22 protein-coding genes are annotated in these 15076 nt (G+C 67.4%); 18 read left to right on the forward strand and 4 right to left on the reverse strand.

What is annotated here, in order from left to right; translation table 11 throughout:
* The first annotated feature begins 25 nt into the window (after positions 1-25).
* The 6 genes from QM774_RS14020 (at position 26) to QM774_RS14045 (ending at position 5733) form a co-directional block, all read left to right on the forward strand.
* Entirely contained in the window at positions 26-796 is a 771-nt protein-coding gene (locus tag QM774_RS14020; protein WP_414976462.1) for an urease accessory UreF family protein, read from the forward strand.
* The gene (gene ureG, locus QM774_RS14025) at positions 789-1535 is read left to right on the forward strand and encodes an urease accessory protein UreG (RefSeq protein WP_414976463.1); all 747 of its coding nucleotides are present in this window, start codon (positions 789-791) and stop codon (positions 1533-1535) included. The genes QM774_RS14020 and ureG overlap by 8 nt, the downstream gene beginning before the upstream one ends.
* 3 nt (positions 1536-1538) lie before the next feature.
* Positions 1539-2309: an urease accessory protein UreD gene (locus QM774_RS14030; protein ID WP_414976464.1), complete on the forward strand. Its 771-nt coding sequence runs from the start codon at positions 1539-1541 to the stop codon at positions 2307-2309.
* Positions 2306-3346 (forward strand): HoxN/HupN/NixA family nickel/cobalt transporter, encoded by a 1041-nt coding sequence (locus QM774_RS14035; RefSeq protein ID WP_414976465.1) that lies wholly within the window; start codon positions 2306-2308, stop codon positions 3344-3346. Before QM774_RS14030 ends, QM774_RS14035 begins: the two co-directional genes overlap by 4 nt.
* A 227-nt stretch (positions 3347-3573) precedes the next feature.
* Positions 3574-5268, forward strand: a complete 1695-nt coding sequence (locus QM774_RS14040; RefSeq protein ID WP_414976466.1) for a purine-cytosine permease family protein — start codon at positions 3574-3576, stop codon at positions 5266-5268.
* 264 nt (positions 5269-5532) lie between these two features.
* Positions 5533-5733 carry a hypothetical protein gene (locus tag QM774_RS14045; RefSeq protein WP_414976467.1) on the forward strand — a complete coding sequence of 67 codons (201 nt, stop codon included), beginning with the start codon at positions 5533-5535 and terminating at the stop codon, positions 5731-5733.
* A gap of 7 nt (positions 5734-5740) precedes the next feature.
* On the opposite strand, the gene QM774_RS14050 is transcribed toward QM774_RS14045, so the two are convergent.
* Both QM774_RS14050 and QM774_RS14055 read right to left on the reverse strand, forming a co-directional pair.
* Entirely contained in the window at positions 5741-5923 is a 183-nt protein-coding gene (locus QM774_RS14050) for a hypothetical protein (protein ID WP_414976468.1), read from the reverse strand.
* Positions 5910-6866, reverse strand: a complete 957-nt coding sequence (locus QM774_RS14055; protein ID WP_414976469.1) for a DUF3089 domain-containing protein — start codon at positions 6864-6866, stop codon at positions 5910-5912. The genes QM774_RS14050 and QM774_RS14055 overlap by 14 nt, the downstream gene beginning before the upstream one ends.
* Positions 6867-7146: 280 nt before the next feature.
* On the opposite strand from QM774_RS14055, the gene rpsH reads away from it, so the two are divergent.
* The 10 genes from rpsH to QM774_RS14105 all read left to right on the forward strand — a co-directional run bounded on the left by rpsH (position 7147) and on the right by QM774_RS14105 (position 13346).
* Positions 7147-7545, forward strand: a complete 399-nt coding sequence (gene rpsH, locus QM774_RS14060) for a 30S ribosomal protein S8 (protein ID WP_414976470.1) — start codon at positions 7147-7149, stop codon at positions 7543-7545.
* 14 nt (positions 7546-7559) lie between these two features.
* The gene (gene rplF, locus QM774_RS14065; RefSeq protein ID WP_414976471.1) at positions 7560-8096 is read left to right on the forward strand and encodes a 50S ribosomal protein L6; all 537 of its coding nucleotides are present in this window, start codon (positions 7560-7562) and stop codon (positions 8094-8096) included.
* Between the two features lie 3 nt (positions 8097-8099).
* On the forward strand, positions 8100-8495 hold the full coding sequence (gene rplR / locus QM774_RS14070; RefSeq protein ID WP_414976472.1) for a 50S ribosomal protein L18: 396 nt from the start codon (positions 8100-8102) through the stop codon (positions 8493-8495).
* A 37-nt stretch (positions 8496-8532) separates the two neighbouring features.
* Positions 8533-9207 carry a 30S ribosomal protein S5 gene (rpsE, locus tag QM774_RS14075; protein WP_414976473.1) on the forward strand — a complete coding sequence of 225 codons (675 nt, stop codon included), beginning with the start codon at positions 8533-8535 and terminating at the stop codon, positions 9205-9207.
* 2 nt (positions 9208-9209) lie between these two features.
* Entirely contained in the window at positions 9210-9392 is a 183-nt protein-coding gene (rpmD, locus tag QM774_RS14080; protein WP_414976474.1) for a 50S ribosomal protein L30, read from the forward strand.
* Positions 9392-9835 carry a 50S ribosomal protein L15 gene (gene rplO / locus QM774_RS14085; protein ID WP_414976475.1) on the forward strand — a complete coding sequence of 148 codons (444 nt, stop codon included), beginning with the start codon at positions 9392-9394 and terminating at the stop codon, positions 9833-9835. Before rpmD ends, rplO begins: the two co-directional genes overlap by 1 nt.
* Positions 9836-10064: 229 nt before the next feature.
* Positions 10065-11396 (forward strand): preprotein translocase subunit SecY, encoded by a 1332-nt coding sequence (gene secY, locus QM774_RS14090; protein ID WP_414976476.1) that lies wholly within the window; start codon positions 10065-10067, stop codon positions 11394-11396.
* On the forward strand, positions 11393-11941 hold the full coding sequence (locus tag QM774_RS14095; protein ID WP_414976477.1) for an adenylate kinase: 549 nt from the start codon (positions 11393-11395) through the stop codon (positions 11939-11941). Before secY ends, QM774_RS14095 begins: the two co-directional genes overlap by 4 nt.
* A gap of 10 nt (positions 11942-11951) precedes the next feature.
* Positions 11952-12752, forward strand: coding sequence for a type I methionyl aminopeptidase (gene map, locus QM774_RS14100; RefSeq protein WP_414976478.1), 801 nt, complete (start codon positions 11952-11954; stop codon positions 12750-12752).
* 9 nt (positions 12753-12761) lie between these two features.
* On the forward strand, positions 12762-13346 hold the full coding sequence (locus tag QM774_RS14105; protein ID WP_414976479.1) for a hypothetical protein: 585 nt from the start codon (positions 12762-12764) through the stop codon (positions 13344-13346).
* A gap of 130 nt (positions 13347-13476) precedes the next feature.
* Here QM774_RS14105 and dtd read toward each other — a convergent pair whose 3' ends face one another.
* Both dtd and QM774_RS14115 read right to left on the reverse strand, forming a co-directional pair.
* Positions 13477-13926 carry a D-aminoacyl-tRNA deacylase gene (gene dtd, locus QM774_RS14110; protein ID WP_414976480.1) on the reverse strand — a complete coding sequence of 150 codons (450 nt, stop codon included), beginning with the start codon at positions 13924-13926 and terminating at the stop codon, positions 13477-13479.
* Position 13927: 1 nt separating this feature from the next.
* Positions 13928-14344 carry a phage holin family protein gene (locus QM774_RS14115; protein WP_414976481.1) on the reverse strand — a complete coding sequence of 139 codons (417 nt, stop codon included), beginning with the start codon at positions 14342-14344 and terminating at the stop codon, positions 13928-13930.
* A 221-nt stretch (positions 14345-14565) separates the two neighbouring features.
* Between QM774_RS14115 and infA the strand changes: the two genes are divergently transcribed.
* Positions 14566-14787 carry a translation initiation factor IF-1 gene (gene infA, locus QM774_RS14120; protein ID WP_005187701.1) on the forward strand — a complete coding sequence of 74 codons (222 nt, stop codon included), beginning with the start codon at positions 14566-14568 and terminating at the stop codon, positions 14785-14787.
* 48 nt (positions 14788-14835) lie between these two features.
* Entirely contained in the window at positions 14836-14949 is a 114-nt protein-coding gene (rpmJ, locus tag QM774_RS14125) for a 50S ribosomal protein L36 (RefSeq protein WP_009679193.1), read from the forward strand.
* The last annotated feature ends 127 nt before the right edge of the window (positions 14950-15076 follow it).

Below are 15076 nucleotides of genomic sequence, written 5' to 3' on the forward strand. Positions count from 1 at the left end.
GAGCGGGGCGAGTCGGTTCGCCGCGATGCTGCTGGCCGACGCCCGGCTGCCGACGGGCGGCCATGCCTACTCGGCCGGGGTGGAACCCGCGCTCCGCGGCGGGCTGCCGCCGGAACGGATCCGCGAGTACCTGATCGGTCGTGCCGGCACGGTCACCCGTACCGAGGCGGGTACCGCCGCCGTCGCGCGTGCCGTCCTTTCGACAGGCTCAAGGAGCGGGCCGGAACGCTCGATGAGTGCGTCGCAACGCTCCTTGAGCTTGTCGCAACGCTCCTTGAGCCTGTCGCAACGCTCCTTGAGCCTGTCGCAACGCTCCTTGAGCCTGTCGAAAGGAGACGCCGCCGATCGGGTCCAGGCCGCCTGGGCGGCACGAACCCCCGCTCCCGCGCTGCGGGAGGCGTCGATCGCGCAGGCCCGCGGCTACCTTCGTTTCGCCCGCTCGCAGTGGCCCGAGCATCCCGCCCTCGCCGCCGTCGACCAGATGGCCGCCGCACCCTGCCGGCCGGTCGTGCTCGGTGCGGTTGCCGTCGCCGCCGGGATCGCGGCTCCCGACCTGGTGCGGCTCGCGATCTACGACGACGCCGCCACCGCGTGCGCGGCCGTCCTCAAACTCGAACCCCAGGATCCGGCCGTGGTGAGCGGCTGGGTCCTCGACGCCTGTGCCGCCGGTGAACCGTTCGTCGCCGCACTGGCCGCCCTCACCGACCCGGACGCGATCCCCGCGCCGGGTGCTCCGCAGACCGAAGAGTGGGCGCAGGCCCACGCGGTCATGACCCAGAGGTTGTTCCGTGCCTGACACACAGACCCGTTCGTTCCGTCTCGGCGTCGCCGGTCCCGTCGGCACCGGCAAGTCGTCGCTCATCGCGACGGTGTGCCGGGCGCTCGCCGACGAGATCGCCATCGGCGTCATCACCAACGACATCTACACCGACGAGGATGCGCGCCTGCTCAAGGCCGCCGGCGTTCTCGACCCCGAACGCATCCGCGCGGTGGAGACCGGCGCCTGCCCGCACACCGCGATCCGCGACGACGTCACCGAGAACCTTTTGGCGGTGGAGGACCTCGAACGCGACTTCGCTCCGCTCGACCTGGTCCTGATCGAGTCCGGTGGCGACAACCTCACCGCCACGTTCTCCCCGGCGCTGATCGACGCCCAGATCTTCGTCCTCGACGTCGCCGGCGGCGGCGACGTGGCCCGCAAGGGCGGTCCGGGCATCGGGCGCGCCGACCTGCTGGTGGTCAACAAGACCGACCTCGCCCCGCACGTCGGCGTCGACCTGCCGCAGATGGTGTCCGACGCCACCGCGGCCCGTGAGGGCGGCCCGGTGCTGGCGCTGTCCCGCCACGACGACGTCTCCGTGGCCGCCCTGAAGGACTGGGTGCTGTCGATGATCGCCGCCCACCGGGTCGGCGACCACACGCCGATCGATCCGGGTCCCATGGCGCCGCACTTCCACGCCGACGACTCGGAGAGCGGCGGCTTCACTCACAGCCACGACCACGACCACAGCCACGACCACTCGCACAGTCACTGACCGATGCAGTCCACCGTCGTCGAGATCGAGCGCGCCGCCCCCCGGGCCCGCGTGACGATGTCGGCGGGCGCGGGCACCGTGCTGGTGCCGCGCCTGCTCGACCGCACCGAGACCACCGCGCACCTCGCGCTGGTGGCCGGTGGGGCGATGCTGCTCGGCGGCGACCGGCTCGATGTGAGGATCCGCGTCGGCGACGGCTGCACCCTGGAACTGACCGAGGTGGGCGGCACCGTCGCCTACGGCACCGGGCGCCCGGATACGGCCGACGTGGTCGGTGAGCCGTCGGTCTGGACCGTCGACGTGGTGCTGGGTGCCGACGCCACGCTGCTGTGGATGGGGCGCGAGACCGTCGTCGCCGACGGCGCCGACCTGACCCGGACGTTGACCGTCACGGCCGAGGCCGGGGCGACCGCCGTGATCCGCGAGACCACGGTCCTCGGCCGCAGCGGTGAACGGGGCGGCCGCGCCCGGCTCGTCTCACAGATCTCGTACGACGACGTGCCGCTGCTGGTGGAGGACACCGACGTCCGCGGAGACCGGCCGGTGCCGGGCATCCTCGGCGAGGCGCGCGTGTTCGACACGGTGCTGATCGCCGGCCGCCGACCGGCCGACGAGCGCGGTGCGATGGCCCTCGCCGGTCCCGGTGCCCTGGCCCGCCACCTCGGTCACCGCCTCCACCACAGCCCACTCGAAGACGTCTTCGACGCCTGGCGCGCCGACGCCCTCGCCTCCACCACCGACAACCAGAACGCACAGATGGGAACCCTCGTATGACACAGCAGACCTCGCCCACCGCTCCCGTCGGCCGCCTGTCGTCGTGGCCGGTCGCCGCCGCGGTGATCGCCGGACTCAACATCGTCGGCTGGGGGCTTCTGCTTCTCGTGGTCGTGCCGTCAGGGGTGCGCTACGAGGTCGGTGGACCGGCCGCGCTGGCCGTCGGACTCGGTGCCTACGCACTCGGCATGCGGCACGCCTTCGACGCCGACCACATCGCCGCCATCGACAACACCACCCGCCGGTTCGTCACCCGCGGACGACCCGCATCGACCGTCGGCCTGTGGTTCTCCCTCGGCCACTCCATGGTGGTCGTGCTGCTGTGTGCGGCGCTCGCGCTCGGCATCGGTGCCGCCGCCCACGCCATCGGCAACGACGACTCCGGGGTCCACCTGTTCAGCGGGATCTGGGGGCCCACGGTCTCGTCGATCTTCCTGCTGTTGATCGCCGGCGTGAACATCTGGTCGCTGATCCAGGCCCGGCGGGCCGAGGATGCGGCGCCCCAGGGCGGCCCGATGTGGTGGCTCATGCGCCGCTTCGAGTCGCTGATCGATCGTCCGTCCCGCATGTTCGGCGTCGGGTTCGCGTTCGGTCTCGGCTTCGACACCGCCACCGAGATCGGCCTGCTGGCGATGGCGGGCGCGGCGACCCTCGGCCAGGTCCCGTGGTGGGCGGTCATGACACTGCCGATCCTGTTCGCCGCGGGCATGTCGCTGTTCGACACCGCGCAGGGCGCCCTCATGCGTCGCGCCTACGCCTGGCAGCCTGTCGACGACGTGACCGGACCGCGCCGCCGCGCCGTGCCCTACGCCCTGGTGATGACCGGCATCTCCGCGGCCGTCGCCATCCTGGTCGCCATCGTCCAGCTCGCCGGTGTCGGCGCCGACACGTTCGGCTGGGGAGGTGTGGTGGCCGCGGTCGGCTCGGCGGACCTCGAGACCCTCGGCATTCGGCTGACCGTCGTCCTCGTCGGCCTGTGGATCGTGTTCGCGGCGACCGTCGCGTTCCGGACCCGGCGCCGCACCGGCACCGCCTGACCCGCGCTTCCTGTCCCAACTCCCCCGTATAGCGCTGCTCATCGCGCCCACGCGTTCGATGACGGCTCCACGACGAGTCTGGGACACGCTGCGCGGCCGACAGCGGATGTAACACCTCGGCGCCCCGGTAACGCAACCGCAATATCGGGGCATCGAGGGCTACACGCCGCATTCGTAGGTTCGTCGTACACGGGCGGCGAGGGGCCGTCCACGACGAGGGAGAAGCCATGACCGATGTGGTCGTGAAGGGATCGGAGCCCAGCGCATCCGATCCCGCGGAGCGTGAAGCGCTCAAAGAGACACTCGAGGACTACACGCTGCGGTATGCGCCACGCAGCTACCGCCGATGGAGCACCGCCGTGGTCGCCACGTCGGCACTGGGCGGCATCGCCTACCTCGCGGACTTCTCCATCGGCGCCAACATCGGCATCGCCCACGGCACCGGCAACGCACTGTGGGGAATCCTGCTGTTCGCGACCGTCGTGGTGGTGACCGGATTCCCGCTCGCCTACTACGCGGCCCGCTACAACATCGACCTCGACCTGATCACCCGCGGCAGCGGCTTCGGCTACTACGGTTCGGTGGTCACGAACCTGATCTTCGCGTCGTTCACGTTCATCTTCTTCGCCCTCGAGGGCTCGATCATGGCGCAGGGCCTCAAACTCGGCCTCGGCATACCACTGTGGATCGGCTATCTGGCATCCACGCTCATCGTGCTGCCGCTGGTCATCTACGGCATGAAGGCGCTCGCCAAACTGCAGGTGTGGACCACGCCGCTCTGGCTGATCATGATGGTCGGCCCGTTCATCTACCTGGTCGCCGCGCACCCCGGATCGGTGAGCGATTTCCTGAGCTTCTCCGGTGTGGACTCCGACGGCAAGCCGCTCGGTGAAGGCGTCAGCTGGGCCGGGATCATGCTGTGCGCCGGCGTCTGCCTGTCGCTGATCGCACAGATCGCCGAGCAGATCGACTACCTGCGCTTCATGCCGCCCAAGACTCCCGAGAACAACCGCAAGTGGTGGACCGCGGTCATCACCGCCGGCCCGGGCTGGGTGCTGTTCGGTGCGTTCAAGCAGATCGCCGGCCTCTTCCTGGCCGTCTACCTGATCGGCCACGTCGCCGACAGCACCGGCGTCGCCAACGAGCCGGTGCACCAGTTCGTCATGATCTACGAGGACTTCATGCCGTCCTGGCTCGCCATGACTCTCGCGGTGATCCTGGTGGTCATCTCGCAGCTGAAGATCAACGTCACCAACGCCTACTCGGGGTCGCTGGCGTGGACCAACTCGTTCACCCGTGTCACCAAGACCTACCCGGGCCGCCTCGTGTTCGTGGTCGTGAACCTGGTCATCGCACTCGTGCTCATGGAGTCGAACATGTTCAGCTTCCTGTCCGAGCTGCTCAACTTCTACGCCAACTGCGGTATCGCCTGGATCGTGGTGGTGGCCACCGACATCGTGGTCAACAAGCACATCCTGAAGATCAGCCCGAAGACGCCGGAGTTCCGTCGCGGCATGCTGTACGCGATCAACCCGGTCGGCTTCGTCTCGGTGATCGTCGCCGCGGGCGCCTCGATCATGGTGTTCTTCGGGGTCTTCGGTGAAGGCATCGCGCCGTACTCGCCGCTGGTGGCGGCGGCACTGGCCGTCGTGCTCCCGCCGATCCTCGCGATCGCCACCAAGGGGCGCTACTACCTGCGGCGCAAGAACGACGGCATCGACCTGCCGATGTTCGACGAGAACGGCAACCCGAGCGACGCCAAGCTGTGGTGCTGCGTCACCCAGACCGAGTTCGAGCGTCCCGACATGCTGGCCTCGGCGCTGCCCGCCCCGGACGGCAGCAAGCAGTACATCTCGTCGCTGGCCCTGGCCTGCGACAAGACCGGCGAACACGTCCTGCCCGCCGATCCACCCATCAAGTAGCGGGAGCCCCACGCTCCTTGAGCCCGCACGCTCCTTGAGCCCCCACGCTCCTTGAGCTTGTCGAAAGGAGGCTTGCTTCGACAGGCTCAACGAGCGTTGGGCTCGCTTCGACGGGCTCAACGAGCGTGGGGAGGCTCGCTTCGACAAGCTCAAGGAGCGTGGGGAGGCTCGCTTCGACGGGCTCAACGAGCGGGAGGGGCTCGACGAGCGTGGGGGAGGGGCTCAGGCGTCGACAAGCTGGGCGCGCGTGAGTTAGATGGACGCATGTTCCATCAGGCGAGTGCGGCGCAGGTGTGGGCGACCGCGATCCTCCTCGGCGCCGTCGTCGCCGTCATCCTGACGCTCGTGCTGAACGACCACGTGTTCGGGATCGTCGCCGGCGGCGTCGTCGCCCTGGTCTCCGGTTATCTCCTGCGCCGCGAGTCGCTCAAGCACCGCGACGACGACGGCCGCCCCGGCCGCTGACGGGCGGTCAGCGCGCCAGGTAGGTGCGGGTCTGCCTCTGCGCGATCCGGATCAGATTGCCCATCGCCACATTCATCTCGGGCACATGCCAGTTGCCGTTCTTCGTCATGAGCGGGACCATCGCCGCCAGCACCGGATCGGGCGTTCCGTTGAAGCCCTCGGCCAGCCAATGCGATTCACCGCGGCGCACACATCTCGAAGTGGACGGCGTTCGGCAGCTCCCGCCATCCCAGCGCTTCGCCGCCGAGCAGCGGACCGCCGAACGGGTAGTCGAGGTTGATCAACGGGGTCAGACTCTTCGCGCCGCTCAAACGGGCCGGATCGGTGCAGATCCGTTCGAACTTCGCCGGATCCGGCTTCGGATACGGGTACGGCCAGTAGTCGCCGCCGACCGGAGCCTGCACGTCCTTCACGTTCTCGTCCATGGTGACGAAAGCGGTCACGCAGCCCGCTTGCCCGGTCCGTGTACAGGCCGGGATGTTCGCGAACATGCCGCCGGAGGTCTTTCCGGTCGCGGTGTAGACGGGGCTGCCGCCCAGGATCGCCCCGACCAGCCGGCCGCGTTCGGACGGATCGGGGTCGATCTCCTCGCGGATCAGACGTGCCAGGTGCGCGGCGCCCTGCGAATGACCGATGAGGATGACGCCCCGGCCGTGGTTGTCGTGCGCGAGATAGTCGTTCCACGACGACCGGACGTCCTGATAGGCGATCTCCGCCTGCGGGGTGTACACGTACGACTGCTTGTTCGGCTGCGCCGCGAACGTCTCCTGCCGGTACATCGGCGCGAACATCCGGCAGACGCGGGAGAACATCCGGGCCTGCTCGACGATCGAGCGGGCGATCTCCGGTGTCATCCGGCGATCCGAGTTGGGCGTCGTCTGCGTGGTCGACGTCGGATAGACGTAGAAGCAGTCGACCTTCGGGTCGGACGCCTTCCGGTAGCCCACCGTCCGAGGCGGATACCCGGTCGTGGTGGCCAGCGACCCGTCGCACAGGTCGTCGTGCATTCGCGGATGGCACGCCCACACCGTCCGGCCCGGATCCGCCCCGGCGGGTGCGGCCACCACCGGGACCAGAGCCAGGCCCGCCAGAAGCACCGTGACCGGAACGAGGCGTCGAAGAAAGACAGGCAAGTCGATTCCCTCCCCACAGGGTGACGTACGACCATCAGGATGGCCCACGGGCCGTCGGGGAAGCCGCGATTTGGCCTTATCGGCCCGGGTTTGGCACACTTGAGCGGTTGCCTGGGTGAACTGTGCCCCCGGGAACCACAACTTCATACCCCGCCGGTGCCGGCGAAAAGCCAACGGCATCGGCAGGGAAGAACCTTGCACAACTGTCCACTTCGTGGAAGGCCCACCGGTCATCCGGCCGCTGTATGGGAACCGCTACGAGAAAGGTTGACGGTCAACCATGACCATGACTGACCCGATCGCAGACTTTCTGACGCGTCTGCGTAACGCCAACTCGGCGTTCCACGACGAGGTGAGCCTCCCGTCGTCGAAGATCAAGGTGAACATCGCCGAGATCCTCAAGCGCGAGGGCTACATCACCGACTACAAGGTCGAGGACGCCGAGGTCGGCAAGAAGCTGACCGTGACCCTCAAGTACGGCCCGAGCCGGGAGCGCAGCATCGCTGGTCTCCGCCGCGTCTCGAAGCCTGGCCTGCGGGTCTACGCGAAGTCCACCAACCTGCCCAAGGTCCTGGGCGGCCTCGGCGTGGCCATCATCTCCACGTCGTCCGGCCTCCTCACCGACCGCCAGGCAGCCAACCAGGGCGTGGGCGGCGAAGTCCTCGCCTACGTCTGGTAGGGGGAACGAACACAATGTCGCGTATTGGTAAGAACCCCATCGAGATCCCCGCTGGTGTCGACGTGACCATCGACGGCCAGGACGTCAAGGTGAAGGGCCCGAAGGGCGAACTGAGCCTGACCGTCTCCGAGCCGATCACGGTCGCCAAGGAAGACAACACCATCGTGGTGACCCGTCCGAACGACGAGCGCCGGAACCGTGCCCTGCACGGCCTGACCCGCTCGCTGATCAACAACCAGGTCGTCGGTGTGACCCAGGGTTACACCACCACCATGGAGATCTTCGGCGTCGGTTACCGCGTCCAGGCCAAGGGCAAGGACCTCGAGTTCGCCCTCGGCTACAGCCACCCGGTTCTGATCGAGGCACAGGACGGCATCACCTTCGCGGTGGAGACGCCGACCAAGTTCTCGGTCTCGGGTATCGACAAGCAGAAGGTCGGCCAGGTGTCTGCGGTCATCCGCCGCCTGCGGCGTCCGGACCCCTACAAGGGCAAGGGCATCCGCTACGAAGGCGAGCAGATCCGTCGCAAGGTCGGAAAGACGGGTAAGTAAGCAATGAGTGAAACCATCGATCGCACCCCCATCGGCAAGGACGCTTCGACGCGTCGTCGCACCGCGACGAACCGCCGTCACTACCGTCTGCGCAAGAAGGTCAACGGCACGGCCGAGCGTCCGCGCCTGGCCGTCAAGCGCAGCAGCCGCCACATCCACGTGCAGCTGATCGACGACCTGACCGGCACGACCCTGGCTGCCGCCAGCTCGATCGAGAAGGACGTCCAGGCTGCGGGCGGCGACAAGAGCGCCCAGGCCAAGAAGGTCGGCGAACTGGTCGCTTCGCGCGCCAAGGCCGCCGGCGTCGAGTCGGTCGTCTTCGACCGCGGCGGCAAGAAGTACCACGGCCGCATCGCGGCTCTGGCCGACGCCGCCCGTGAGGGAGGCCTGAAGTTCTGATGACCATCTACACCAGCAAGACCGGAGGGAACCTCTGATGCCCGGACGTCAGCGTGACGGCGGAAACGGACCCGCCGGCAACAACAGCAACAGCAACGATCAGCGCGGTGGCGGCGAGCGTCGCGGCCGCGGCGATCGTCGCGACAACCAGCGCGGTGGTCGCGATCGCGAGGAGCGGAATCAGCTCGAGCGCGTCGTGACCATCAACCGCGTGTCCAAGGTGGTCAAGGGTGGCCGCCGGTTCAGCTTCACCGCCCTCGTGGTGGTCGGCGACGGCCAGGGCATGGTCGGTGTCGGCTACGGCAAGGCCAAGGAAGTTCCGGCCGCGATCCAGAAGGGCGTCGAAGAGGCTCGCAAGAACTTCTTCCGCGTCCCGATGATCGGTGGCACCGTCACTCACCCCGTTCAGGGTGAGGAGGCCGCCGGTGTGGTCATGCTGCGTCCGGCCAGCGCCGGTACCGGTGTGATCGCCGGTGGTGCGGTGCGTGCCGTGCTCGAGTGCGCCGGTGTGACCGACGTGCTCGCCAAGAGCCTCGGCTCGGACAACGCCATCAACGTCGTGCACGCCACGGTGGCGGCTCTCAAGTCGCTGCAGCGCCCCGAAGAGGTCGCTGCCCGTCGTGGCCTGACCGTCGAAGAAGTCGCCCCGGCCGGCATGCTGCGCGCTCGCGCCGCCGCTGCTGCCGCAGCGACCGAAGGAGCAGGAGCGTAACCATGGCACAGCTGCAGATCACCCAGATCAAGGGCACCATCGGTACCAAGAAGAACCAGCGTGACAGCCTGCGCACCCTTGGCCTCAAGGGCATCCGCCAGACCGTCACCCGCGAGGACACCCCGATCAACCGCGGTCTCATCAACGTGGTCCGGCACCTCGTGACTGTCGAAGAGGTTAAGTAATGAGTGCGATCAAGCTGCACCACCTTCGCCCCGCACCGGGTGCGAAGACCGAGAAGACCCGTGTGGGTCGCGGTGAGGGCTCGAAGGGTAAGACCGCGGGTCGCGGCACCAAGGGCACCAAGGCCCGCAAGAACGTGCCCGCCGGTTTCGAGGGCGGCCGGATGCCGATCCACATGCGTCTTCCGAAGCTGAAGGGCTTCAAGAACCGCAACCGGATCGAGTACCAGGTCGTCAACGTCGGCGACATCGCCAAGCTGTTCCCGAAGGGCGGTGACATCAGCGTCGACGATCTCGTCAACGCCGGTGCCGTCCGGAAGAACCGCCTGGTGAAGGTCCTCGGTGACGGTGACCTGTCGGTGAAGGTGAACATCACCGCCGACAAGTTCACCGGCGCCGCCAAGGAGAAGATCACCGCCGCCGGCGGTACCGCGACCGAGCTGTAAGACACAGCCTGTGCGCGAGAGCTGAACCATCACCGGCCAGGTGCACCAGACGCGAACCGGACTTCCCGGACTCGCAGACGGTGCTCCTGGCCGGTGGTGCTTGGCTCACTGTTAGAGTTTCAGTTCGGTGCCTCTGCACGCCGCCCCGGGTGGGTGCACGCAATCGAAGACTTATAGACGTCAGACGCCTGAGCATCGCGGCCACGGCCGGCGGTGGTAGGAGGAGTTAGTGCTTGCCAGCCTGATGGCGACCTTCCGGACGCCAGAACTGAGGAAGAAGATCTTCTTCGTCTTCGGCATCCTCGTGCTGTACCGCTTCGGTGCGACGCTTCCGTCTCCGGGCGTCGACTTCCGCAAGATCAACGAGTGTGTCGACGCGGCGAATCAGGGCGACAACGCCCAGATCTACTCGCTGATCAACATGTTCTCCGGCGGCGCACTGCTGCAGCTGTCGGTCTTCGCGATCGGCATCATGCCGTACATCACGGCGTCGATCATCGTGCAGCTGCTGACCGTGGTCATCCCGCGCTTCGAGCAGTTGCGCAAGGAAGGCCAGTCCGGCCAGAACAAGATGACGCAGTACACCCGCTACCTGACGGTGGCGCTGGCACTGCTGCAGGCCACCGGCATCGTCGCCCTGGCCGCCAACGGCAACCTCCTGCAGGGTGCCGGCGACAACTGCGACGACGGCCAGTTCCTGGCCGACAAGGGCATCTTCACCCTGATCCTGATCGTCCTCGTCATGACGGCCGGCGCGATCCTGGTCATGTGGTTCGGTGAGCTGATCACCGAGCGCGGCGTCGGCAACGGCATGTCGCTGCTGATCTTCGCCGGTATCGCCGCCCGCTTCCCGGCGGAGGGCAAGCAGATCCTGCAGTCCCGCGGCGGCCTGGTCTTCGGCCTGGTCCTGTTCGCGGCGCTGCTCATCCTGATCGCCGTGGTCTTCATCGAGCAGGGCCAGCGACGGGTCCCGGTCCAGTACGCCAAGCGCATGGTGGGCCGCAAGATGTACGGCGGCTCGTCCACCTACATTCCGATCAAGGTGAACACCGCGGGCGTCATCCCCGTCATCTTCGCTTCCTCGCTGCTGTACATCCCGCAGCTGATCATCATGGTCACCGGCGGCGGCGACGGCACCGGCTGGGAGCAGTGGGTTCAGGACCACCTGGTGAAGACCACCGACTGGGTGCACATCCTCACCTACTTCCTGCTGATCATCTTCTTCACGTACTTCTACGTCGCCGTGACCTTCAATCCGGAGGAGCGGGCCGACGACATGAAGCGCTACGGCGGCTTCATCCCGGGTATCCGTCCGGGTCAGCCGACGGCCGACTACCTGAGTTACGTGCTGAGCCGCATCACCCTGCCGGGCTCGCTGTACCTCGGCATCATCGCGATCCTGCCGAACCTGTTCCTGCAGATCGGTGGCGGCGGCAACGCACTTCAGAACATGCCGTTCGGCGGCACGGCGCTGCTCATCATGGTGGGCGTCGGCCTCGACACCTTGAAGCAGATCAACAGCCAGTTGATGCAACGCAAGTACGAAGGGTTCCTGAAGTGAGACTCGTCATCCTCGGTCCTCCCGGCGCCGGCAAGGGCACCCAGGCGGAGCTGCTGTCCGAATCGCTCGGTATCCCGCACATCTCGACCGGTGACCTGTTCCGCGCGAACATCTCGCAGGGCACGCCCATCGGCCTCGAAGCCAAGAAGTACCTGGATGCCGGCGACCTGGTGCCGCCGGAGATCACCGTCGGCATGGTGCGTGAGCGGCTCGCCGAGCCGGACGCCGCCAAGGGTTTCATCCTCGACGGTTTCCCGCGTTCGGTCGAGCAGGCCGAGGCCCTCGAAGGCATCCTGGGTGACATGAACGTCTCGCTGGACGGCGTGCTGTCGTTCGTCGTCGACGAGGACGCCGTCGTCGAGCGCATGCTCGCCCGCGGTCGCGCCGACGACACCGAGGACGTCATCCGCAACCGGATGAAGGTCTACAACGACGAGACCGCACCGCTGCTGGACTACTACGGCGACCGCATCACCGAGATCGACGGCATGGGCGACGTGGACGAGGTCCACCAGCGCGTGATGTCGGCTCTCGGCCAGGCCTGACCCTCACCCGGTGGGTCGATTCCGTAGGCGCAAGCCGGTCCCGTTCCGTTCGCCCGGCGAACTGGACGCGATGGCCGCCGCCGGCGCGATCGTCGGTGCCGCACTGGTCGCGGCACGCGATGCCGCCAAACCCGGCGTCAGCACCCTCGACCTGGACGAGATCGTCGAGACGCTGATCCGCGAGAACGGGGCGGTGCCCTCGTTCAAGGGCTATCACGGGTTTCCGGGATCGATCTGTTCGTCGGTCAACGACGTCGTGGTGCACGGCATCCCGTCGTCGACGGTCGTGCTCGCCGACGGTGACCTCGTCTCCATCGACTGCGGCGCGATCCTCGACGGCTGGCACGGCGATTCGGCGTGGACGTTCGGCGTCGGCGACCTGTCGGCCGCCGATCGCGAACTGTCCGAGGCGACCCGCCTGTCCATGGAGGCCGGCATCGCCGCCATGCTTCCCGGCAACCGCCTCACCGACGTCTCGCACGCCATCGAGACCGGTACCCGCGCCGCCGAGAAGACGTTCGGCCGCCCGTTCGGCATCGTCGACGGCTACGGCGGTCACGGCATCGGCCGCGAGATGCACCTCGACCCGTTCCTGCCGAACGAAGGCGCTCCCGGGCGCGGACCCGACCTCGTCGTCGGATCGACTCTGGCCATCGAGCCCATGCTGACGCTCGGTTCGGGTGATACTCATGTCCTCGACGACGACTGGACCGTGGTGACCGACGACGGTTCGCGTGCCGCCCACTGGGAGCACACGGTCGCCGTCACCGAGGACGGGCCGCGCATCCTGACGGTCCGCCCGGGGGAGTAGGAGTTCACGATGACCGGTCCGCAGAATCCTTCCGATCCGCAGGGCTGGCAGCCGTATCCCGGCGGGCAGCCGCCGCAGCCGCCGACCGTTCCGCCGTCCGACGCACCCGCCTCGGCGGCACGCTCGCCCTGGCGGATTCCGCTGATCGTCGCCGGAGCACTGCTGGCGGTGCTCGTGGTGGCCGCCGGCGTCCTCGCGCTGACACCTCTCGGTCACGGCGGCGGATTCGGTGACCGCAAGCAGGAACGCGAGGTGGCACAGGTCTACGAGGACTTCGGCAAGTACATGAGCGCCGGCCAGTACTCGAAGGCCGTCGACCAGTTCTGCGGCGGATCGCAGGCACGCAAACAGTTCGAGGACATGGGCCTGACCCGCGACATCAACGACGCTCTCGGCGATCTCGGCAAGGATCTGGGCATCGACATCGGCGGCCTCGCCGAGAAGGTGTCGCCGAACATGACCATCGACGTCAAGAAGGTGACCATCGACGGCGATACCGCCACGGTGGACGCCGACATGGTGCTCGGTGGTCAGACGATGCCGTCACCGTCGGAGACGGCCAGCAAGGTCGACGGCAAGTGGTGCATGAACTGACTCGCCGCGCTCGTCTCGTCGCGCTCGTTGAGCTTGTCGAAGCGAGCTCCTTTCGACAAGCTCAAGGAGCGTAGGGGGCCTTTCGACAGGCTCAAGGAGCGTGGGGAGCTCAGGAGCGTGCCGGGGCGAGTCAGGTCTCCAGGATCAGGGTGACCGGACCGTCGTTGCACAGCGCGACCTCCATGTGGGCGCCGAAGCGTCCGGTCGCCACCGTCGCACCCGCGGCCCGCAGACCGTCGGCCACCGCGTCGACCAGCGGCTCCGCCACCGGTCCGGGTGCCGCCGCATTCCACGACGGCCGCCGGCCCTTCTCGGTGTTCGCATAGAGGGTGAACTGGCTGATCACCAGAATCGGGGCGCCGACGTCGGCCGCCGACCGCTCGGGACCGTCGCCGCCGGTGAAGATCCGCAGCCGCCAGATCTTGTCGGCGAGTTTCGCGGCCGCCGCCGCATCGTCGTCGTGGGTCACGCCGATCAACGCGACCAGGCCCAGCTCGCCATCGCCCAGGTCGAGGGCACCGACGGTCTGGCCGTCGACGGTCACCGCGGCCGACGAGACCCGCTGGACGACGGCGCGCACGTCAGCGCCGCGCGCGGTCGGTCAGACGGTCCGGCAGCACCATCGCGACCAGCCAGCCGACCACGCCGATCACGATGCCGCCCCACACCGCACTCCAGAAGCCGCCGACGTGCAGGCCCCACGGCATGTGGCCGGTCAGCCACCCCGCCAGCATCAGCATGAGAGCGTTGATGACGAAGCTGATCAGGCCGAGCGTCAGGATGTACAGCGGGATCGCCAGGAACCGGACGATCGGCCGCAGGAAACCGTTGATCAGACCGAACACCGCCGCCACCAGCAGCACGATCAGGATCTTGCCGAGCAGATTGTGAACGTCGCCGAAATCGAAGTACATGTCGGGAACCAGGACCTGGGCGATCCACAGGGTCACACCCGTGATGACGGTGCTGGCGAGAAAGCTGTTCGCGTTGTCGGACATGACACGAGTCTCGCAGATCAGGGGCGGTGCGCGACGGTTTGGCCTACCGCGGCGAGCCGCGTACGATAGAACCTCGGTGCGTCGTGCGGTGACGCATGCCTTCAACCGGTCGCCTCGCAGGTGACCGGCGCGGGCGGAGAAGCCGCCGATGAACCGACCGTAGCGGAAGACAACTGATTCGACCGGGAATGCCGCCAGGCAGACCCAGAATCGTGGAGGACATGGCTAAGAAAGACGGAGCCATCGAGGTCGAGGGTCGTGTCGTCGAACCCCTGCCCAATGCGATGTTTCGCATCGAGCTGGAGAACGGCCACAAGGTACTCGCCCACATCAGCGGCAAGATGCGGCAGCACTACATCCGCATCCTGCCCGAGGACCGGGTCGTCGTAGAGCTCTCGCCCTACGACCTGGGCCGCGGTCGCATCGTCTACCGCTACAAGTAGGCCACCGGGCTCCCGCGAGTCCGGAACTTCAAATAAGGAGAAGCTGACGTGAAGGTCAAGCCGAGCGTCAAGCCGATCTGCGAGAAGTGCAAGGTGATCCGTCGTAACGGACGGGTCATGGTGATCTGCGACAACCTGCGTCACAAGCAGCGTCAGGGCTGATCAGCGTCCTTCTTCAGGTCGCTTGAAGAACAACACAACTGAATATCGTCTCCATCTTGATGAAACTTCCAGCACCAGCACGCGCAGACGAGTGCGCGCCTACCCCCGGACCAGAGGCCGGGGCCCG

The sequence above is a fragment of the Gordonia sp. (in: high G+C Gram-positive bacteria) genome, assembly GCF_047600565.1.
GTDB lineage: Bacteria > Actinomycetota > Actinomycetes > Mycobacteriales > Mycobacteriaceae > Gordonia.